18 protein-coding genes and 1 pseudogene are annotated in these 21,061 nt (G+C 72.0%); all 19 read right to left on the bottom strand.

Annotation, left to right across the window (positions count from 1 at the left end):
• Positions 1-27: 27 nt before the first annotated feature.
• Positions 28-951 (bottom strand): glycosyltransferase family 2 protein, encoded by a 924-nt coding sequence (locus AB0A90_RS31090; protein WP_357254814.1) that lies wholly within the window; start codon positions 949-951, stop codon positions 28-30.
• Positions 948-1,619: a glycosyltransferase gene (locus AB0A90_RS31085; RefSeq protein WP_357254813.1), complete on the bottom strand. Its 672-nt coding sequence runs from the start codon at positions 1,617-1,619 to the stop codon at positions 948-950. The genes AB0A90_RS31090 and AB0A90_RS31085 overlap by 4 nt, the downstream gene beginning before the upstream one ends.
• On the bottom strand, positions 1,616-2,095 hold the full coding sequence (locus AB0A90_RS31080; RefSeq protein WP_357254811.1) for a UDP-N-acetylglucosamine--LPS N-acetylglucosamine transferase: 480 nt from the start codon (positions 2,093-2,095) through the stop codon (positions 1,616-1,618). Before AB0A90_RS31080 ends, AB0A90_RS31085 begins: the two co-directional genes overlap by 4 nt.
• A gap of 213 nt (positions 2,096-2,308) precedes the next feature.
• Positions 2,309-3,571: a hypothetical protein gene (locus tag AB0A90_RS31075; RefSeq protein WP_357254809.1), complete on the bottom strand. Its 1,263-nt coding sequence runs from the start codon at positions 3,569-3,571 to the stop codon at positions 2,309-2,311.
• Positions 3,568-4,470, bottom strand: coding sequence for a sulfotransferase domain-containing protein (locus AB0A90_RS31070; protein WP_357254807.1), 903 nt, complete (start codon positions 4,468-4,470; stop codon positions 3,568-3,570). Before AB0A90_RS31070 ends, AB0A90_RS31075 begins: the two co-directional genes overlap by 4 nt.
• An 8-nt stretch (positions 4,471-4,478) precedes the next feature.
• On the bottom strand, positions 4,479-6,029 hold the full coding sequence (locus AB0A90_RS31065) for a polysaccharide biosynthesis C-terminal domain-containing protein (RefSeq protein ID WP_357254937.1): 1,551 nt from the start codon (positions 6,027-6,029) through the stop codon (positions 4,479-4,481).
• Between the two features lie 74 nt (positions 6,030-6,103).
• Complete coding sequence (locus tag AB0A90_RS31060; protein WP_357254935.1) at positions 6,104-7,408, bottom strand: O-antigen ligase family protein; 1,305 nt, start codon at positions 7,406-7,408, stop codon at positions 6,104-6,106.
• A gap of 68 nt (positions 7,409-7,476) precedes the next feature.
• On the bottom strand, positions 7,477-9,072 hold the full coding sequence (locus AB0A90_RS31055; protein ID WP_357254805.1) for a lipopolysaccharide biosynthesis protein: 1,596 nt from the start codon (positions 9,070-9,072) through the stop codon (positions 7,477-7,479).
• Positions 9,065-9,580 (bottom strand): acyltransferase, encoded by a 516-nt coding sequence (locus tag AB0A90_RS31050; protein ID WP_357254803.1) that lies wholly within the window; start codon positions 9,578-9,580, stop codon positions 9,065-9,067. The genes AB0A90_RS31055 and AB0A90_RS31050 overlap by 8 nt, the downstream gene beginning before the upstream one ends.
• A gap of 129 nt (positions 9,581-9,709) precedes the next feature.
• Positions 9,710-11,647 (bottom strand): hypothetical protein, encoded by a 1,938-nt coding sequence (locus AB0A90_RS31045; RefSeq protein WP_357254802.1) that lies wholly within the window; start codon positions 11,645-11,647, stop codon positions 9,710-9,712.
• 224 nt (positions 11,648-11,871) lie between these two features.
• Entirely contained in the window at positions 11,872-13,584 is a 1,713-nt protein-coding gene (locus AB0A90_RS31040) for a glycosyl hydrolase (protein WP_357254800.1), read from the bottom strand.
• 101 nt (positions 13,585-13,685) lie between these two features.
• A complete protein-coding gene (locus AB0A90_RS31035) occupies positions 13,686-14,498 on the bottom strand; it encodes a shikimate dehydrogenase (protein ID WP_357254934.1) in 813 nt (270 codons plus the stop codon).
• 79 nt (positions 14,499-14,577) lie between these two features.
• Complete coding sequence (mltG, locus tag AB0A90_RS31030; protein WP_357254798.1) at positions 14,578-15,780, bottom strand: endolytic transglycosylase MltG; 1,203 nt, start codon at positions 15,778-15,780, stop codon at positions 14,578-14,580.
• Entirely contained in the window at positions 15,780-16,238 is a 459-nt protein-coding gene (ruvX, locus tag AB0A90_RS31025; protein WP_112677948.1) for a Holliday junction resolvase RuvX, read from the bottom strand. Before ruvX ends, mltG begins: the two co-directional genes overlap by 1 nt.
• Before the next feature lie 72 nt (positions 16,239-16,310).
• Positions 16,311-18,989: an alanine--tRNA ligase gene (gene alaS, locus AB0A90_RS31020; RefSeq protein WP_357254796.1), complete on the bottom strand. Its 2,679-nt coding sequence runs from the start codon at positions 18,987-18,989 to the stop codon at positions 16,311-16,313.
• Positions 18,986-19,291 (bottom strand): hypothetical protein, encoded by a 306-nt coding sequence (locus AB0A90_RS31015; RefSeq protein ID WP_357254795.1) that lies wholly within the window; start codon positions 19,289-19,291, stop codon positions 18,986-18,988. Before AB0A90_RS31015 ends, alaS begins: the two co-directional genes overlap by 4 nt.
• Positions 19,292-19,321: 30 nt before the next feature.
• On the bottom strand, positions 19,322-19,786 hold the full coding sequence (locus AB0A90_RS31010; protein ID WP_357254791.1) for a DUF948 domain-containing protein: 465 nt from the start codon (positions 19,784-19,786) through the stop codon (positions 19,322-19,324).
• Between the two features lie 148 nt (positions 19,787-19,934).
• Positions 19,935-20,630, bottom strand: coding sequence for a hypothetical protein (locus tag AB0A90_RS31005; RefSeq protein ID WP_357254932.1), 696 nt, complete (start codon positions 20,628-20,630; stop codon positions 19,935-19,937).
• 337 nt (positions 20,631-20,967) lie between these two features.
• Positions 20,968-21,060, bottom strand: a pseudogene (locus AB0A90_RS31000) (acyl-CoA thioesterase); the annotation flags it as partial.
• Position 21,061 lies beyond the last annotated feature (1 nt).

Genomic DNA, 21,061 nt, shown 5'->3' with positions numbered 1-21,061 from the left:
CCCGGTCGACCGGGCACCGGTGGCAGGTCAGATCCCCCGACCGCGCTTGTGCAGGGTGCGCAGGACCGCGTCGGCCCGGACCACCCGACCGGCGACGGCGAGGGCCAGATAGGCGCGCGGCTCGCGGGGATTGCTCCGCAGGGTGCGCCGAGCCCACCGCAGCGCGCCCCGACGGTTGCCGGCGGCGGCCTGGGCGAACGCGATCTGACCGGCCACCCGCGCCGCACCGGCCGGTTGGCCGGCGAACTCGGGGTAGCGCCGCAGCAGCCACTGCAACGCCTCGGAGATGGTGTCCCAGCGCTGCGAGAAGTACGAGCGCTTGTGCCACCGGACCAGCACCGAGGGCGTCCGCAGGTTGATCAGCGGCGCGCTCCGCGCCGCCCGCAGCAGGAACTCGTAGTCCTCCGCGTAGCTGCCCGGGATCTCCTCGTCGACCAGCCCGAACCCGTCGCGCAGCGCACTGGCGCGGATCAGGAAGGTCGACGGGTGCAGCTCGGTCAACCGGTCGCGCAGCAGGTCGTCCAGGCTGATCCGGTCCTTGTCCAGCACCCGGTCGACGGTGTGCCCGTCATAGCTGACCCGGATGCCGGAACAGACGAACTCGGCAGCCGGGTCGGCGGCCAGCGCGTCGACCTGCGGGGCCAACTTGCCGGGCAGCCACTCGTCGTCGTCGTCGCAGAACGCGACAAGCTCACCCTCCCCGGCGAGGGTGCCGCTGTTGCGAGCCCCGGCCAACCCCGGGGTACGGGTGTTGCCGATCACCCGCACCGCACGGGTCGGGCCGCCGGCCAGCTCGGTCAGCGACTCGTCCTGCGCGGACTGGTCGAACACCACCACGACCTCGATCGGCCCCGGGTACTCCTGGGCCAGGATCGCGCGCACCGCCGACCTCAGCAGCTCCGGGCGGTCCCGGGTGGGCACCACGACACTGACGCTGGGCTGGTGGGTCATCGGATCTCCTTCGCACCCGGGCGCGGCCGGGACCGGGCCCGCCACCGGAGTGGGCGCGGGGTCGAGCGGGCCACTAGGTCGTCGACGATCCGCCCGACCCGGGCCACCGCCGCCCGTTGTGCCTCGTGCGCCTGCGGGTCGGCGGCCACCGCGTACCGGGATGGGTCGGCCAACCCGTCGGTCAACGCGCCGTGCAGCGCCTCCCGGGTCTCGCAGAGCGCCACCAGGCCGGCGGCGCCGAGCCGGCGGGCGAACAGGAGCTGGTGGTCGTCGACGTGCTCACCGCGCGCCGGGTCGCGAGGCACCACGATGGGCAGGTGGCCGTGCCGGCGTGCCTCCAGGATGGTCGCCGGGCCACCGTGGCAGACCACCAGGTCGGCCTCGGCCATCGCCTGTTGCAGCGCGTCGTGGCCGAGGAACGGCACGGCGCCGGGCAGGTACGGGGCACGGGTGTGCCCGTGCTGCACCGTCAGCCCGACCTCGTCGGTGGCCTGCGCGTGCCACTGCGCCAGCCAGTCGACGAGCCGGTCGAAGGGGTGCTTGTCGGTGCCCACCGCGACCAGCAGCCGGAGCTGGCCGGTTTCGGTGTCACGCTGGCGCGGCAGTCGGGGCTCCTCGTCGGTCGAGGCTGGTTGCGATCGCCGGGCGGTGCCGGCCTCCCCCGTCACAGCAGCGTCCCGACGACTGTCGCCTCGGGATACTGCCGGCGCTGCTCGTCCCACTGCACGAGCATCGCGGACAGGAACGGTCGGCAGAGCCGTGCGGTCAACGTCGGGGTGTCGATCCGGTCGTACACCTCGATGTAGACCGTCGGGATGCGCCACAGCCGGGCCAGCACCACGAACGGCACCGCCACCCCGGCTCCGGTGGTGACCACCGCGGCGACCCGCCGCGCCCGCAGCACCCGCCAGGCCAGCAGCGCGTTGCGCAGCAGGTTCGGGATGTTGCGGGTGGTCGGGTGGTGCGCCGGCACCAGGTCCTCGCCGGTCAGCAGGGACACCGCCTCCGGGGTGTCGAAGGTGACCCAGCAGCGCCGCCACTGTTCGTACCAGGGCCGCAGGGCGAGTAGTTGGGCCAGATGGCCACCGCTGGAGCCGACCAGCAGAAGCACTGGCGCGGCATCGTCGTCGATCTTCGTGTCCACGCGACTCCCCACAAGTTCGCTTGGAATTCCAGTTCACGCCACGCAGAAGCAGATCACACGTTTTCCGGTCGTTGAATAGCGCGACCGGTCGAGACGTCGATCTCCACATCGGGCACCCGGGCGCGTCGAACGCCCGAGGTCCATCGATCGTTATCACCACCTGCCATTATGTCGTCACTCTGCGGCGCGCCTCGACGCCACGATTCCTCCGGATCAGCCGCTATGTCTTTTCTCGATGACGTCCAGAAGTGCGGGATGCAGCGCGGTGTTCCAGCCCGCGCCCGCGTCGGCCAGCCGCCAGGTCCGCAACCACATCTCCACCAGGTACGCGTCGGCGACCAGCCGGCGCTGTGCCGCGCCGAGACCGAGTCGCTCGCCGTACCGGTCCAGGTTCGCGTCGACGGCCGACGCCGCGACAGCGGCCGACTCGCCCCGCAGCACCAGTGCCCGCTGGAACGCGTCGTGCGCCAGGTCGAACCCGAGGGGCACGTCCGCGCCGCTGTGCTCCCAGTCCCAGGCGACCAACCGGCCGTCGTGCCGGCCCAGGTTCCACGGCACCCAGTCGCCGTGCCAGTGACCGAACTCGACGCCTGTGTCGCCGTGCCGACCAGCCAGCGCGGCGACCGCGGCGACCGCCCGCGCACCGGACTCCTCGGCCGCGGCGGCCCGGTCGGCCTGTCCGGCCAGGCGGGTCAGGAAGGTCGACCCGGCCAGCGCCCGGGGTGCACCCGGCGGGCCGCCACGTCGGGCGACCGCGAGCAGCGCCGCGATCCGCGGCGGGTCGTCGACCGGCACACCGCGTACCGCCGGTGGCAGCGGCTCGATCACCGCGACCACCTGGCCCGCCCACGTCGTCTCGGTGAGCAGTCTCGGCGGCGTCGGGTGGTCGGCGACGCCGGCCACCGCGGCCAACGCCCGCAGCGCCGCCGCCTCGGCGGTGACCAGCGCGCGGGTCGCGTCGTTCCAGCCGATCTTCGCGTAGCCGCGCGGACGACCGTCGGCGCTGAAGAGTTGCAGGGTGGGCTTGACGTTCGGGTCGGGTGGTCGGACCCCGCACGCGGCCAGCAGCGGCGTGCCGCCCAGCTCGGCCGCGAGTCGCTCGGTCAGCAGCAGATCCGCGGCCACCGCGCCGGCGGGCACCGAGACGGTCAACGTCGGGAAGGGCGCGAGCCCCACCGCACCGAACCGGGCCAGTCCGCCGAGCACCGCCCGCACCGCGCGCACCTTCGGTGGTCGCAGGGCGTTGTACGCCAGCAGCGACGCCGCCCCGGCCGCAGGCGCGCCCAGCGGCACCAGGAACCGCGCCCGGGCGACCGACGGCACCACCGCGTACCGGGCCACCGCCCGGTGACCCGCCGGTGCGGCGCCGCCCACGGTCAGGTTGACCCGCTCGTCCGGGAAGACCGCGCGGCTCACCCAGCCCAGACCGTCCACCCGGGAGCGCGGGTCCGTGGCCGGGCCCACCCGTGTCGTCACGCCGGCCGGTCCGCCCAGTCGAGGTCCAGCCCGAGCCGCTGGCGCAGCGCGTCGTTGTGCGGGCGGTAGTAGTCGGTCAGCTCGGCGCGTACCGCAGGCTCCAGCGGCGCCGAGCGCCGGTCGTTGAAGACCTTGAAGTGCGGCAGGTCGTGCGCCGGCAGGCCGAGGAAGTCGAGGGTGCGCCGGTAGGTCGCCCGGGAGTCACGGTAGAGGTCCTCGCTGGGCAGGAAGAGGATCTGCTGCCTGTCGAAACGCTCCAACCACGGCTCCAGGTGCTCCAGGTAGCGCCCCCGCGCCCGGTACGTGTACCAGTCGTACGCCTCGCTGAACGACTCCGGCTCGGCGATCAGCCGCTCCCGCTCCCCCGCCGTCCGCTCCGACTCGGCGGCCAGCGCGGCGGCGAAGTCCAACGGCTCGATGCCGTGCGTGCGGCGCTCCTTCCAGTGCGAGTACGCCCGCTCCACCGGGTCCCGCAGGAGCACGATCAGTTTCACGCCCGGCAGCAGCGCGGCGACGCGCTGCGCGGCGAGTGGGTGGAACATGTACAGCGGCGCTGCCTCGCCGACCCGGACCGGCCCGCCGTGCCGCTTCGACAGGGCGTCGCGGTGGCGCTGGGTCGGGAAGTGCGAGCGGTACCACGCCTCGCCGCGCCCCCAGTGCTCCTCGAAGTAGTGCGCCGACTTGGTGTTCCACGCCGGGAAGAGGCGGGGCACCAGCGGGTGCTGGATGAGGTAGTTCCACAGGGAAGTGGTGCCACCCCGTTTCGTGCCGATGATCAGGAAGTCCGGCAGGGGCCGCCGGTCACTCGTGCGGACCCCGTAGTCCACCAGGGACTCCTTCACCCGGACGGTCACCTGGGTCGGGACCAACTGCTTGACCCGGTCACGGATGGACGCCACGACGGACCTCACCTGCCTCTCGTCGATGCCGTGCCGGGGTCGGCGGCCGTGGCCGCGGTCTCCCGTCCACGGACCTGCCTCATGGTCTCCCGGACACCGGCGCGCACCCGGGGCAACGTCAACATGCCGACGCAGCCGGCGAGCAGCACACCCAGTGCCACCGCCAGGCCGGGCAGGCCGCGCCCGCCCGCCAGCACACCGGCGCCGGCCGCCAGGCCCACCGCGGCGACCGTGGCCGCCGCGGCACGCACCGTCGCGCCGTCGAACAGCGGCTCCCGGACCACCGACCGGGCGAACCCGGCGGCGGTGAGGTTCTCGGTGGCGATGCCCGCGGCCCAGGCCACCGCCGCTCCCGTGGCGCCGTGCCGGGGAATCAGCCAGAGGCCCAGCGAGACGGTCACGGTCAACCCGGCCAGGGTGGCCACCAGATGCAGCCCGCTGCGCCCACCCATCAGCAGCAGGCTCTGCACGTTGCCCACCCCGGTGTTGACGAGCATCGCCAGCGCGAGCACGGTCATCGCCGGCACACCGGCGGTGAACTCCGGCCCGAACAACTGCAGGAAGGCCAACGCGAAGACCGCCAGCAGCAGGTACACCGGCCAGGACAGCACCAACCCCCAGATGGTCAACTGCCGGTGCACGGCCGCCGCCGCGGCCCGCTCGCCGCGCCCGAGCAGCCGGGACAACTGCGGTGACACCGCCACCCGCAACCCCTGCATGGCGAGTTGGCCGGCCAGGACGTACCGGCCGACCGCGCCGAACACGCCGGCATCCGTCGGCCCGGCCAGCACGGAGGTGAGCAGCACACCCACCCACATGCTGCCCGCGTCGATGGCCGCCGACGCGGCCCGGGGCAGCGCGAAACGCCAGAACGTCGACCAGTCGCCGCCTGTCGGTCGCAGCGCCGCGCCCCGGCCCAGCCCGAGCGGGCCGGCCACGAGGGTGAGGCACACCAGCAGCGCCACCGCCGCCGGCACCAACCAGCCGGTCATGCCGGCGACCAGGCCACCGCCGGCCAGCGCGGCGGCGCCGACCAGCAGCGGCCGGGCGACCGGCAACAGCAGGAACTGCACCCCGACGTACGCCCGGATGGACCGCACGCAGCGCAACGCGGCCAGCAGGAGGGTCATGGCGACCACCACCGGCACCGCGGCGAACGTGATGGTGAGCAGCGCGTGGCCGCTCGTACCGGAGCCACGCAGCAGCCGGGGCGCGAGCGCGTCGGCGGCCAGCACACCGACGCCGGCGACCAGGAGCCCGGCCAGCAGCGGCGGGATCAGCGCCACCGGAAGCACCCGGGCAGCGTCGCCGCGCACGCCGACGCTGCGCCGGGGCAGCGACCACATCAGGCCGGTCTCCGCGCCGAGCGTGCAGATCGCGGTGGCCACGGTGACCACCCCGATCGCCGCGAAGAACGCGCCCGCGCCGGCCGTGCCGTACGACCGGGTGATCACCACGGCCAGCACGAAGCCGAACAGGCCGCTGGTGGCCGCGCCGAGCAGCCCGGCCACGCCGCTGCGCGCGCTGCGTCGGGTCTCGGTCGAGCCCGCGTCGGCGATGACGGCCGGGTCGTCCGCACCGGCGGGCGCCGGCGTCGGGTGCTCCGGGCCGGTCGGCGGTCGGGTCGCGGCGGTCACGCCGGCACCACCGCGGCCGGCGCGGCGGGCGGCGACCACCCGGGCACCCGGGGCGACCCGGTCCACCGCTCCCGTTCGGTGAGCGCCATCGCGAAGCCCACCGCGAAGAACGCGACAGCCAGATTCTGGTTCGCCATGCCGTAGAACGGGACCTGCACCAGGCAGACCACCGGCACCACCGACAGCCACTGCCCGGCCGCCGACGTCGCCCGCGCGCAGATCACCGCGGCGGCGACGAACCAGGCGAGGAAACAGACGAGCGCGGGTACGCCGTGACTGAACAGCACCATCCAGAGCTGCCCCTGGGTGCCGATCGGCGCGTCCGCCGACACGGTGTCGACGTTCACCGGCGCGCCGTAGCCCAACCACGGTGACTCCTGCACCCGGCGGATCACCTCGGTGTAGAGCGAGAGCCGGTCGGTGTTGGTGTCGCTGGACTCGACCCGGTTGTTGATCAACTCGGTGATCGGAATGAACAGTGTGGCCAACCCGCCGATCACCACCACGCCCACGATGGACGCGGCCACCCGGATGTTGCCGCGCAGGCTGGCCCGCACCCCGAGCACCGCGAGCCCGGCGCCGAGGCTGAGGAACATCGCCCGGTTGAGGGTGAGGAACGCCGGAGCGAGCGACAGCGGCAACGACGCGAGGAGCGCCCAGCGCAGGACACCCCGCCGACGCAGCATCGTGAAGGCCACCACGCAGGGCAACGTCATGGCGTACGCGCTGCCGTAGTTGTTCGTGTACGCGAACGGGGCGGCCGGCCGGTAGATCGGGTTGAGCGACCGGGTGCTGTATTCCGCGGTGGTCAGGTGCACCATGTCCTGGATGAAGGGGGTGCCGGCCACCCCACCGGGCAGCAGCACCTCCATCGGGGTGGCCATGGCCAGCCGGGGCACCAGCACCCCGAGCCAGCCGAGCGCCACCAGCGCGAACCAGAAGGCGCAGAGCGGGCTGAGCACCGCCACCAGGCTCGCGCGTTCCCGGGCGGCGACGTAGACGTAGACACCGACCACGAGCGCGGTCAGGTAGAACGCCAGGCGCAGGGCGAACGTCAGCAGCGAGGCGGGCGACGGCAGCTGGGTGGCGCTGACCACCACGATGGCGAGGAACAGCAACCAGATCCCGGCCGCCGGCGGCAGTGGCACCCGACCCCGGGTGAGCAGCAACGCGAACAGCAACCCACCCAGCAGCGGCCAGCCGAGGTAGAACGCACCGAACAGCCACCAGAGCGGCACCAGGCCGAACATCAGCGACAGCGGCCAGAGCGGCAGCCGGGGCGGCAGCGACGGCGGCGGCACCGGCGCGACGGCGGCGGTAGCGCCTCCGGGCGGCGGATCGGTCGCCGGGGCGCGGGTGACCGACACGCTCAGGCCCGGCCGTTACGGGTGAGCACGAAGCCCAGCGGGGTGACCCCGGCGGCGCGCAGCCGTTCCACCAGGCGTCGCAGGTCGCTCTGCCGGGTGCGGTCCCGCTCCACGACCACCACGGCGCTGCCCTGCCGGGCGACGGCGACGCCGCGCTCGTCGGACTCCGCGGGCGGGGCGTTGAACAGCACCAGGCCGTGGTCGGCGCCCTGTCGCCAGGTGCCGAACCGGACGCTGCCCACACCGACGCTCACCTCGTCCGGGTCGACGACCCGACCGTTCTCCGGGCGGGCGGACGACACCCGGGGCAGCGTCAGCGTGGCGTCCGCGTCGGTGGACGGGCGGGCGCCGGTCGGATGCGGGGAGGGTCGGCGGGGGGTCGCGGCCTCACCGGCGCCGGCGGGCGGAGGGCTGCCGGCCGGGCGGGGCTTCGGCACCAGCGGCCGGGACGGGTCGATGGGCAGCCGTCCCCGGTCGGCGAGCACCGTGGCGCGCAGCAGTTCGGTGCGCCCGCTGTCGTCGGCGACGAAGACGTCGCGGCCGTCGGCGGCGAGCGCCACCGCGAGCCCGGCGGTGAGCGCGGAAGCGTCCTCCCGGGCGCTGACCAGCGCCACCCGGGCGGGTGGACGGACCCGCTCGGCGACCGCCATCGCCACGTACCGGACGTCGGCGTCGACCGCTCGGGGGCTGCCCCGGAACGCCGGCCGCCGCACGGTACCGAGCAGCGGCAGGCCGGTGGCGTCCCGGCCGTCGGCGACCGAGCGGACCCGCCGGTCGGCCGACTCCCAGGCGTACGCGAGCACGATGCCGATGAGCGCCCCACCGAGCAGACCGGCGACCAGGTAGAGCGGACGGTGCCCGGCGGAGGCGACAAGCGACTTCTCGGCGGTCTGGGTCACCCAGCCGGGGTTGACGTCGACCGCGGCGATCTCGGTACGCGCGGAGTTGAGCTGGGTGAGCTGGTTGTTGATCCCGGCCAACTCGGCGACCACCGCGTTGCCGGCGGCGGGGTCCTTGGTGGTGCTGGCCCGTTTCTGCAGCGCGGCCTGCTGGGCGGCGACCTTGGTGATGCTGACGTCGTAGGAGCGCAGCATCTCGGCGCGCTGCTGCTCGTACATGGTGCGTCGCACGTCCAGGTAGGTCTGGGCGGCCAGGTTGGCGCCCTGCACCGCCCGCTGCGCCTCGCCCGCCTGGTAGCTGAAGCGCAGGATCTGCCCACCGGTGGGCACCTCGACCTCGAGCGCGCCGCGGATGTCGCGCGGGTGTCCGCCGGCCGCGTCGGCGAGCCGCTGCACCACCTCGGTGCCGGTGGCGATGCCGCTCTCCACGTTCATGTTGACCGCCCGGTCGGCACCCGCGCCGCTGGGGGTGAACGCGTCGGTCACCACCGGCCGGACCGCCACCACCGCGTTCGCGGTCAGCGCCGCCGGCACCAGCAGCACGTAGCCGAGCGCGACGAGCAGACCGACCAGGGCCGCCGCGCCGACCAGCCGCAACCGGTGCATCGGCACCCGCAGCAGGTCGGTCAGCGTCACCGCGCCGGGGGTCGCGGCGGACGGACCGTCCGTGGTCCAGGAGCCGGAAGTCGCATCAGTCATGGAACTTCTTCACCGTCTGTTGAGGATTGCCGACGACCACGACGCCAGGAGGGACGTCCGTGCGGACCACCGTCGCCGCGCCCACGACGCTGTCCCGGCCCACCCGGACGCCCTTCATCACCAGGGCGTGCGCGCCGACCCACACGTTGTCCTCGAGGACGATCGGGGCGCGGGTGGCCGGGCCGGGCGGGGCGTGCCGTTGCGCGGGCGGCAGGTTGTGGAAGTCGTTGTCGAGCAACTCGCAGTCCGACAGGAGGCACCGGTCTCCCACGGTGACCGATGTCCAGGTGCCGATCCAGGTGGCGTTGAGCAGACAGTCGGCGCCGACGCGCACCTCACCGGGACCCGCGAAGCGGACCAGCTTGTTGATCCGGGTGCGGTCCCCGATGGTCACCCGCACACCTCGGCGCAGCCGGACCCGGCCCCGGATCTCCACGTCCCGGCCGAGCGTCAACCGCCGGTAGCGGAGCTGGTACCACACGCGTTTGACCGCGAAGAGCAGACGCACCGCGCGTCTCGTACGGATGCCAGCGGCGCCGAGCAACGAGCCTCCCCACGTCACGGGGCCGGTGGCGGTGTGCCCGCCACCGACCCAACGTGAACAATCTACCGACGCTCCGTTACGAACGGTTGACCATTACTGCACGGAGAAAAACGTCGAGGGGGTGGACCAGGACAACTCGGGCGTTGCGGCGCTGATCACGGTCGCCGTGGTGCCATCGACCGCCATGCTCGCCGCAGCCGTCGGGTCGAATGGCACACTGCGCAGGGCGCCGTCGGTGCCACCGTAGACGATCCGACCGCCCACCCAGGCCATGCCACGCACTCCGGACCAGGTCACGCCGGTCGTCGGCAGGGCGAACTCGGTGGCACCGAGATAGTTGCCGTCGATCTCGAAGTAGCGGTAGTAGAGATTGTTGGCCCCGGTGCGGGTGTAGTAGAGCCGGCCGTCGAGGAAGAAGGCGCCGGTCAACAGCGCCGGGTTGTACCAGTCGTTGTAGCCGGACGCCTCCCACGACGAGCCGATCGCGCCGCCGTTGAACAGCGAGACGTCGATCCGGCTGCCGGTGGGCGTGCCGGCCACCGTGTGCGACCAGTAGATCCGGTCGCCTACCCGCCACGTCGCGCCGGCCGCCGTGTAGGCGGGCTGGCTGACGGTGGTCGCGGCGCCCAGCGCGGTGCCGTCGAACGGCACCTTCGCCAGCGTGCCCGGGGCGGTGTTCAGGTAGAGGTTGCCGGTGGTGGCCGAGGGCGGGTTCATCGGGGCGAAGGTACGCCCGCCGGCGAGCGGGAACATGCCGAGCCGGCCGTGGTACTCCTCGCCCATCCCGTCGGAGTTGTGTCCGAAGTAGAGCCCGTCCGAGCCGCGCCAGAGCACCGGCACCGCCGAACCCCAACTGCTGGTGCCCGCGGGCATCGAGGCGCTGCCACTGCGACGTGGATTCCAGTTCACCGGCATCCCGGTGGCCGGGGTGACGGCGGCGATACCGAGCCGGTCGACCGCGCCCGGGCCGGCGTTGTCGCTGGCGTTCGGGTTGTTCATCCAGCGGAAGTGCCCGCCCAGATAGATCACGTTGTCCGCCACCTCGACCGAGGTGATGGTGTCGTTGCCGGTGAAGTCGGCCCAGGTGGCGACCAGGCCGCTGCCCCGCGCTGCGGTCTCGAAGCGGACCAGGACGTCGCAGTACGCGGTCGGCCAGCCACCGCCACCGTTGCTGCCGACGACGAACCAGCTGCCGTCCTCGCCGAACTTCACGTCCTGCACGTAGTGCACGAAGGTCGCCGGCGACGCGCAGGGCGAGACGTACTTCTCGGTGCTCCAGTCGAGCAGCGCGGGCGTCGCGGAGACGTCCACGAGCGCGATCTGGTTGCGCGCCAGGCCGTTGACGAGCGTGAAGTTGCCGCCGACGACGAGCGTGTTGCCATCCGGTGCGACGTCGAGCGTCCAGACGTACGACGTGGTGCCGTGCCGTCCCACGGTGGCGTCGATGACGAAGCTCGGGTCGATCGCGCCGGTGGTCGCGTTGAGCCGGCCGATACCGACGTGCGCGGTGCCGTTGAGCCAGTTGAACGCACCGGCCACGTACAGCCAGTTGCCGTGCAGCGCCAGGTCGCGGACCGTGCCGCCGTCGGAGCGCCCGACCCAGCTGTCGACGATCGCGCCGGTGGCCGGGTTGAGGGCGACCAGGTTCTTCCGGGAGACCCCGTTGACGTTCTTGAAGGAGCCGCCGACGATCAGCGTGCCGCCGGGACCGGCGACGAGCGTGTTGACCGCGCCGTCGAGCACCGGCAGGAAGGTGGTGGACATGGTGCCGGTGAGTCGGTCGTACGCGAAGAGGTAGCGCTGGGTGACCCACGCGGCGCCGGCGGTCTGCCGCAGTTGGGTGAAGCTGCCGCCGACGAAGACCGTGTTGCCCACCTGCGCGAAGGCGCGGGTCTCACCGTCTCGGGCGTGCGGCGTCACATCGGCGGGGTTGGCCGACACCAGGGTGGCCGTCTCGGGGACCGGCACCACCGCGGCCGACACGGTGGTGGGTACGCCGAGAACCGCGGCGACGATCGCCAACGCGACCATCCCCGCCCTGCTCCGACGTTGTCCTGCGAAACGCCACAAGTGCGAGAGTCTAGGCACGCTGCGCCTCCAAGGTGGATGAGAACCCGGGGTAGCGTGCCTCGTCCAGCTTGGTCAATGAAATCCGCCGATTGGGCGGTGCATGAATCTGCTAGCCGACAGAACGCCGGAGGGTCGGATGTCCGACCTCCGGTGCGCGGCGTCCTGTCAGTGGCCGAAGACGGTCGTCAGCGGCTCCCTCCGGTGGGCTGCCGCAGGTACGGATCCTGCCCGGCCTTCGCGAAACCGGCCACCGCCGCGGCGTCGTGGTTCATCGTCATGTCGCAGGTCGCCGTGCGGCTGGTCATGCCCGGCGAGTTGAAGTAGATGGCGGCCTTGATCTTCGGGTGCGCTTTCAGCGCGGCCGGGAAGTCCTGGAACCAGCGCTGCTTGGCGCCCAGGTCGGCGGAGTTGAAGTTGGTGCCGAACTCGGCGAGCATCCGGGGCTTGCCGGCGCCGATGCCGTTGGCGTCCAACCAGTCGTAGAAGCCGCCCACCGTCGTGCTCGGGCTCTTCCACACCGTGCTGCCGTTGCAGACGTGGAAGTTGTACGGGTCGTAGCCGACCCAGTCGACGTACCGGTCGCCGGGGTACAGGCCGGCGTACCGGGAGTGGTGCCCGGACCAGCCCATCATCGTCCAGACCCAGACCGCGTTCGTCGCGCCGGCCTTGGCGAACCGCTCGTGGACGTAGCGCCAGGCACGGACGAAGTCGGCGTCGCTGCCCTTGTTCGGCTCGTCCTCCGGCTCGTGGTCGAAGCCCATGAACACCGGTACGCCAGCCGCGCGGATGCGACCCGCGACCGCGTCGATCGTGGCGTCCTGCCGGCCACTGTAGATCTCCGACCACTTCATCGTGGTGCCGGCGGAGAAGTCACGGGACTCCCAGGCGAAGAACATCAACCGGCCCTCGCGCATCTGCTGCGTCTCGTACGCGTCCGGGAAGGCGCCGTTGCTGCCGGCGTTGGAGAAGTCGTGGTAGCGGTGCACGATGTCGAACTTGCGCCCGACCTGCGACTCCACGTCGGTGACGGCCTTACCGTGGTCCCAGCCGCCGGATGCACCGGCCGGCGAGTACATGCCCCACCAGGCGCCGCAGGACGGAACGAGCTTGTCCGACACGGAACCACACCGGCCGTCCGGAAGGGTGCCGCTCGGGCTCGGCGTCGCGGTCCGGCTCGGCGCGATGGTGGCCGACGGCTTCGGCGCGGCGGTGGTCGGCGCGGCGCTCGGCGACGCGCTCGGCGGCGGCGCGGGCCGGGTGGTCGTCACCGACGACGGCCGGGTGCCGATGTCGTAGCTGATCACCAGGCTGGGACGCAGGTCCGCGTTGCGGTTCTCGACCGACGCCCAGTAGACCCGGCTCTCCAGGCCCGTCTGGGCCAGGGCGACAGTCCAGGTGCCGTTACCGGTGACCAGCTTGGAGATGTCCCACTCGTTGAAGCCCTTGGCCACACCTGACACGCTGTCCAGCACGGCACCGGCCGTCGCCAGCGGCGGCCGCGATTCGCGGGCGCTCAGCGGTGAGGCGTGCGCCGTCACCGTGGCGGGGAACTGCTGCCAGGCGTGCATCCGCAGCGTCGCCCGGACGTTGACCGCGGCGGCCGGCACGGTGGTCACCGCGAACTCGACGACCGCCTCGCGGCCACCACGCGGATTGCCGTCGCAGCGCGTCGCGCAGGTCGCCAGCGTCGTCTTGGTCGCGTTGTCGCCGTCCTGCGACACCGCGGTCGCGGTGGTGTCGGCCACCGCCCGGATCGACAGGTCGTCGCTGGCCAACAGCGGCATCATGGTCGCCACGACGCCGGCCACCACCGATCCGCCGACCACGCCGATGGCGATCGCCTTGCGCCGGGGTGCGGAGCGGAACCGGGTGATGCGGTGCAGTCCGTGCCTGGTCAAGGAAACTCCCTGTGTCTGCGTCCGTAACGGTGAGCAGCGTATCCATGACCAGGACGCATCGCGGGAACGACAGTTTCCCGTAAGCGCGTCTTAACCGTCAGCTAAAGAAGGCCGCCTCTGGTCGCCTGTCGTACCGCTTCCCGCATCGCCGTGACCGGTGCGGCCACGCCGGTGAACTGCTCGAACTGCCCGACCGCCTGAGCCAGCAGCAGGTCCAGACCGGACACCACCCGCCGGCCGGCCGCGACGGCGGAGGCGGCCAGCGGGGTGGGCCACGGGTCGTAGAGCGCGTCGAAGAACACCGCCCCCGGCCGCCAGGTGACCGCGTCGGCCAACGGGTCGGCGACTCCCTTCGGCACGGTGGAGACAGCCACGTCAGCGGCAGCGAGATGCTGGTGCGCGGCGGCCCAGTCGGCGGGGATCAGCGCGACACCCAGCGCGTCCGCCACCGGCCGCAGCTCGTCGACCGCGGCCGCCCGCCGGGCCACCACCGTGACCGGGGAGCAGCCCAACCGCGCGGCGGCGGCCAGCGCGGCACGGGCCGTGCCACCGGCGCCGAGCACCGTCACGGCGGCACCGGCGCCCACCCCGGCGTCGGTGAGCACCCGCACCATGCCGGCGACGTCGGTGTTGTCCGCGTACCAGGAGCCGTCGGGGCGGCGTACCAGCGTGTTGGCCGCGCCGACGGCGACGGCGACCGGCGACGCGGCGTCGGCCACGGCGAGCGCCGCCTCCTTGCCCGGCATGGTCACCGACAGGCCCGCCCACTCCGGCCCCAGGCCGGCGACCAGGTCCGGCAGCTCCGCGGCCGCGCACTCGATCCGGGTGTACGACCACCCGGTCAGCCCGGCCGCGGCGTAACCGGCGTTGTGGATCACCGGGGAGAGGGAGTGCGCGATCGGCTTGCCGAGCACGGCGGCCCTACGGGTCGACACGACCACCGCCGGTTGTCGTCACTGCCCTGTCCTCCCGAGTGTGCCGGATGGGATGCCGTCAGATGATGCCGGCTTCCCGGGCCTTGGCCTCGTTGCGCTGGTGCTGCTCGTACGTCTCGGCGAACTCGGAGTGGCCCTGCTTGTCGATGGCCACGAAGTAGAGCCACTTGCCCGTCGGCGGGTCCATCGCCCCTTCCAGGGCCTGCTTGCCGGGGCTGTTGATCGGGGTCGGGATCAGGCCGCGCAGCTTGCGGTTGTACGGGTTTTTCTGGTCGTCCATCTCGGCCGCCGTCATCTGCTTGGACGACTTGGTCGGCTTGCCGATCGACTCCAGGTAGTAGTTGACCGTGACGTCCATCTCCAGGCAGTTGCAGAAGAACTCGCCGTACACCCGGTTGTAGGCCACCCGGGCGACCTTGCCGAGGTCGTCGGCGTTGCCCGCCTCGGCCTGGGCCAGCGACGCCACGATCAACGCCTCGTACGGGCTGACGCCGCCCCGCTCCTTCTGCACCGTGTCGGCGAACTTCATCTCACCGGTCACCGAGAGGAAGCGATTCACCATCAGCTTCAGGATGCTCTGCGCGGTGGACTTGGGCGGGATCTCGTACGTGTCCGGGTAGAGGAAGCCCTCGACGGACTTGCCGACCTTCTTGCCGTCGCTGCGCGTGAACCACCAGTCCGGAACGCCGAGCGCCTCCGGGTCCTTCGCGGCGGTTTGGAAGTCCTTCACCGGGATCTTGGTCTTCTCGGAGAGCAGCTTGTAGATGTTGAAGCTGGTGCGACCCTCGGGGATCGTCAACCCGTTGACGATCTTGTTCTTCAGGTCGAGCATCGCGGTGACGGCGCTCGTGCCGCTCATCTGCTTGCGCAGCTTGTACGTGCCCGGCTGGATGTTCTTGCTGCGCGAGTTGGCCTCGGCCGCCTCGATGAACGCCTTCTGGCTCTTCACCACGTCGGCCGCGACGAGGGCGTCGGCCATGTCGGCAATCAGCGCGCCGTTCTTGATGTCGACGGTGACCTCACCGGACCCGGCGCCGTCGTAGTCGGGGGTGACGAAGTAGCTCTGGATGCGGTCGAAGCCGTAGAAAGCGCCGCCACCGATCGCGCCCAACAGGACCAGGGCCATCAGCAGAGCCAGGAACGTCTTGCCCCGGCCACCGCCGGACCCGCCCTTGCCCTTGCCGTTGCGGAAGCTGCGCCGGTGTCGGCCCTTCTCCCCCCGCTCCGCCTCGTCGAACCCCAGGTCCAGATCGTCGATCATTACGTCCGCCTCCGCTGCGCGTCCAGCCAGCTCTGCAGGATCTCCACTGCGGCCGCCTGATCGACAACCGCACGTTGACGTTTACCTCGGACGCCACGCTCGGCAAGCCTACGAGAGGCGACCACCGTCGACATCCTCTCGTCGGTGAGCGTTACCGGGACGGGCGCTATCACATCGACCAGTCGGTCAGCGTACGCCTTCACGTGGACAGCCGCCGGACCATGCTTGCCGGCGAGATTGACCGGAAGGCCGACGACAACGCCGACAGCCTCGTGCTCGGCCACCAGCGCGGCCAACTCGGCGAGATCGCTGGGCACCGCGTCCGGCGCCGCCGTCAGATCACGGGCGAGCGTGACCAGCGGCGTTGCCAAGATCCCGTCCGGATCCGAGCGGGAGACGCCCACCCGCACCTGACCGACGTCCACCCCGATCCGCACACCGCGCGTCAGCTCAGCCACCGACGGTCACCACCGACCGGGTACGAACCAGGGCGGACCGAATGGCCCGCCCTGACTCACAGTAATGATCTGTCACGCTTCGGTGATCGCCTTCTCGACGGTGAGCAGCAGGTTCGGCGCCTCGGCCGCCGGCAGTCCGCCGCCCTGGGCCAGGTCGGGGCTGCCGCCTCCGCGCCCGGAGAACGCCGCCTTCACCAGCTCCGACGCGGCCAGGCCCCGGCTGCGCGCGGCCGCGTTGACCGCCACCACCAGGGACGCCTTGCCGTTCGACCGGGCCGCCACCGCGACCACCGCCGGCCGCGCCGGGTCGATCTTGCCGCGGATCTCCTGGGCCAGGGTCCGCACGTCGTTGCCGGCCGCGCCCTCCGGCGCCTCGGTGCCCACGTACGCCACCCCGCGCACATCCTTGGCCTGCGCCGCGAGCGCCGACGCCCCGCCCAGCACCAACTGCGCGCGCAGCTTCTCCAGCTCCTTCTCGGCGTCCCGGAGCTGGGTGACGGTCTGCTCCACCCGGTCAGCGACCTGGTCGTTGGGCACCCGGTACAGCTCGGCCAAGCGGGAGACCAGCAGGTGCTCCTTGGCCAGGAAGCCGAAGGCGTCCATGCCGACGAGCGCCTCGACCCGGCGGACACCGGACCCGATCGACGACTCGGAGAGGATCTTCACGAGGCCGAGTTGGGCCGAGCGGGCCACGTGCGTGCCGCCGCACAGCTCCCGGGCGTAGTCGCCCACCTCGACGACCCGCACCTCCTCGCCGTACTTCTCGCCGAAGAGCGCCATCGCGCCGATCCGCCGTGCCTCGTCCAGCGAGGTGATGAAGGCGTGCACCTCCAGGTCGGCCAGGAGCACCTCGTTGACCTGCTGCTCCACGTCCCGCAGGACGGTCGGCGACACCCCGGTCGGCGTGTTGAAGTCGAACCGGAGCCGACCGGGCGCGTTCAGCGACCCCGCCTGCGTGGCCGACTCACCGAGGAAGTTCCGCATGGTCTGGTGCACCAGGTGCGTCGCGGTGTGCGACCGGGAGATCGCCCGCCGCCGGGTCGTGTCGATCTCGGCGTAACCCGCCTCACCGGCGCGCACCTCACCCCGGATCACCCGGGCCCGGTGCACGATCAGGCCGGGCACCGGCTGCTGCACGTCGAGCACCTCGACCTGCCCGCCGCCGACGGTGATCATGCCCTGGTCGGGCTGCTGACCACCGCCCTCGGCGTAGAACGGGGTCGTGTCGAGCACCAACTCGATGGTGTCGCCCTCGGTCGCCGCCTGCCGCGGCCCGTCGACGCCGAGCAGCGCCCGCACCGTGGACTCCCGGGACACCTCGCTGTAACCCGTGAACGTCACCGGGCCACCCGAGTCCAGCACCGACCGGTACGCCGACAGGTCGGTGTGCCCGGTCTTGCGGGCCTGCGCGTCCGCCTTCGCCCGGGTGCGCTGGTCGGCCATCAGCCGGCGGAAGCCCTCGTCGTCCACCGCGAGGCCCTGCTCCGCGGCGATCTCCAGGGTCAGGTCGATCGGGAAGCCGTACGTGTCGTGCAGCTGGAACGCCTTCGCGCCGGACAGCGCCGAGCCGCCCGCCGTGCGGGTCTCGGCGATCGCGGTGTCCAGGATCGTCGTGCCGGCCCGCAGGGTGGACAGGAACGCCTCCTCCTCCGCGTACGCGTAGTCCGCGATCCGGTCGAAGTCGGTCGCCAGCTCCGGGTACGACGGGGACATGCAGTCCCGCGCCACCGGCAGCAACTCGGGCAGCGCCCGATCCTGCCACCCGAGCAGCCGGATCGACCGGATCGCCCGGCGCATGATCCGGCGCAGCACGTAGCCGCGACCCTCGTTGCTCGGGGTCACGCCGTCGCCGATCAGCATCAGCGCCGTGCGCACGTGATCCGCGATCACCCGCAGCCGGACGTCGTCCGGGTGCGACTCGCTGGCCACGTGCCCGGAGTGCGCGCCGTAGCGCTTACCGGTCAGCTCCGCCGCCCGCGCCAGGATCGGCCGGACCTCGTCGATCTCGTACAGGTTGTCCACACCCTGCAGGATCGAGGCCATCCGCTCCAGGCCCATGCCGGTGTCGATGTTCTTCGCCGGCAGGTCACCCAGGATCGGGTAGTCCTCCTTGGTGGTGCCCGGCCCCCGCTCGAACTGCATGAAGACGAGGTTCCAGTACTCCATGTACCGGTCCTCGTCGACCGCCGGGCCGCCCTCACGGCCGTACTCCGGGCCCCGGTCGTAGAACAGCTCCGACGACGGACCACACGGCCCGGGAATGCCCATCGACCAGAAGTTGTCCGCCTTGCCCCGGCGGACGATCCGGTCGGCGGGCACCCCCACCGACCGCCAGATCTCGTACGCCTCGTCGTCGTCGAGGTAGATCGTCGGCCAGATCCGCTCCGGATCCAGCCCGTAACCACCCTCGGCGATCGGCTTCGTGGACAACTCCCAGGCCAGCGGGATCGCGCCGGCCTTGAAGTAGTCACCGAAGGAGAAGTTGCCGTTCATCTGGAAGAACGTGCCGTGCCGGCTGGTCTTGCCGACCTCGTCGATGTCCGGGGTACGGATGCACTTCTGCACGCTGACCGCCCGCTGGTACGCGGGCGTCTGCTGACCCAGGAAGTACGGGACGAACTGCACCATGCCGGCGTTGACGAACAGCAGGTTCGGGTCGCTGATGGCGGGCAGCGGAGCGGACGGCACCACGGTGTGGCCATTCGCCTCGAAGTGCGCGAGGTACCGCCGCTTGATCTCCGCCGTCTTCATCGCTGGTGTTCCTCCGGAAAGATTTCCCGATCGCCGATCCGCGGGTCTTCCCGCAGGTCGGCGAACTTGTCGTCGAACGCCTCGCCCGAGGCGAACGCGTGGTGGATCTCCTGCTCGCGTTCGGCCATCCCGACCCGGACGTCCTCCACGAAACTACGCAGCGACTCGACGAGCCCGCCAGCGGATTCCGTCAGTGAGCTGGCGATGCCCGCCGGCGTGTACGCCTGCGCGGTCCGGGTCGCCTTGCGGACCACGATCACCCCGACGGCCACGCCGATGCCGAGCCAGAACAAGCGCCTCATGTCCCGCTACCTCCTGGTGCGCCGGTCCGGTCAGCTGTTGCCGCGTCGCGCGGCCCGTCGCTGCTGCTTGATGGTGTCGCGTACCTCGCGCTCGGTCTCGGCGTGCCGGCGGCCGGCGGCGGCCTTGCGCACGCCGTAGCCGAACGCGGCCACCTTGACCAGCGGGTTCGCGGCCGCGGCAGAGACGACGGTGGCCAGGTTGGCGACGTTGGCGGTGACGTTCTGCGCGTGGCTGGTCATGGTGTCGACCTTCGCCAGCTGGAGATTCACGCCGTCGAGCGAGGTCTGCACCTGCTCCAGGGCGGTGTTGACGTTCTTCACCGTGGTGTTCACGTCACCGAGCAGCGGTCCGGTCCGATCGTTGAGATCGTTGATCATCCGGGTGGTGGCGTCCACCGTGTGCCGCAGCCGCAGGATGGGCAACGTCAGGATGAGCACCAGCACCGCGAACGCGCTCGCCGCGATCAGCGCCGCGATCGCCAAAATGTCGCCCACGCCTGTCCTCCTCAAGCAGAGTTCCGCAGGACCCGACGTCCCCGGAACGCACAACCGTGGCACCGTGGCGGCCGCCACGCCGTCAGCGGTCACCGACAGCGGGCGTGCCCGCCAGCCCCAGACCCTACCGTCCGTGATGGAGACCGCCTCACGACGGTGAGGGTGTCAGCTCACCCAGTGGATCCCCGCTGACCGTCGGGAACGGGTCCTCCCCGGTCAGTGACGGGTCGGTGGTCGGCTGCGGCCTGGTCCGCTCGTCGTCGATCGCGTTGCGTACCTTCACCGACACCAACGAACCGGTGCACTCCGTCGCAGCGGCCGACGGGTCGCCGGACGGCACGACCGCCGGCTCACCGTCGACCGGCGGCGGCACGCAGGTCGGCTCGCGTACCCACAGGTCGAGCGTCAACTCGTCGCGACGCCAGCAGGTGTAGCTGCCCTTCGTCTTCTGCTCCGGGCAGCGGCTCACCTTCCACGGCTGCCAGCCGTCCTGGCGCAGCGCGTCCTCGTAGACCTTCGCCGTGTCCTCTGGCGACTTGTCCGAGGTGACGGTGCGCTCCCGCAGCCGGCAGTCGAGCAGGCACCAGCGGCTGCCGCTGACGTCGTCGACGGTCTTGGCGGCGGCCCAGCCGGGCACGTTGAGCTGATCAAGGTTGTCGAAGACCGGGTCACGGCTCAGCGTCCGAATGCCGAAGAAGAGCGGCACCGCACCGAGCAGCACGACGCTGACCAGCACCAGCACCGCCGCGCGGAGGCGACGGCGTTCCCGCAACTGCCGGCGCAACTCGGATCGGGCACCCGGCGCGGCATCGTCGTCGGGCGTGTCCTGGCCGGCCGAGCGCAGCGCGGGCTCACCTGCCGGCCGATCCACCGGGCCGGCCGGGACCGGCACCGCGGCGGCGGCACGGGCCACCCCGACCGGCTCACCGGGGCGACCGGGGGGTGGCACCGGGGCGACGCCGCTCGGGTCGGGGCGGCCGGGCTCCCGGTGCGGCGGCAACGCACGTCCCGCGGCACGGTCGGCGGGTAAGGGTCGGCCGGCCGGGGCGCCACCACGCGTCGGGGACCCGGGACCGGCACCCGGCTCACCGTGCGCCCGATCGTCGGCGAGGGGCGGTCGCGCACCGCCGGGCGGGCGGACGGCGGCACGAGCCGGGCCATCCGGCCGCGTACGCGGCGGCGTACAGGGTGAGGAAGCGCGAGTTGTTGATGTGGCCGTACGCGTCCAGGTCGGACCAGCGCAGCGTGCAGTGGTAGACGAACCGGTCAGACACC

This window comes from Micromonospora sp. NPDC049204 (genome assembly GCF_040647935.1).
Classification (GTDB): domain Bacteria; phylum Actinomycetota; class Actinomycetes; order Mycobacteriales; family Micromonosporaceae; genus Micromonospora.
The sequence above is the reverse complement of the archived record's forward strand: the minus strand, read 5'-3'. Positions and strand labels throughout refer to the sequence as shown.

Coding starts and splice junctions, on each gene's coding strand:
- alaS (WP_357254796.1), bottom strand. CDS start 18,989: ATGAAGACGGCGGAGATCAAGCGGCGGTACCTCGCGCACTTCGAGGCG.
- mltG (WP_357254798.1), bottom strand. CDS start 15,780: ATGATCGACGATCTGGACCTGGGGTTCGACGAGGCGGAGCGGGGGGAG.
- AB0A90_RS31090 (WP_357254814.1), bottom strand. CDS start 951: ATGACCCACCAGCCCAGCGTCAGTGTCGTGGTGCCCACCCGGGACCGC.
- AB0A90_RS31045 (WP_357254802.1), bottom strand. CDS start 11,647: ATGGTCGCGTTGGCGATCGTCGCCGCGGTTCTCGGCGTACCCACCACC.
- AB0A90_RS31055 (WP_357254805.1), bottom strand. CDS start 9,072: ATGACTGATGCGACTTCCGGCTCCTGGACCACGGACGGTCCGTCCGCC.
- AB0A90_RS31015 (WP_357254795.1), bottom strand. CDS start 19,291: ATGAGGCGCTTGTTCTGGCTCGGCATCGGCGTGGCCGTCGGGGTGATC.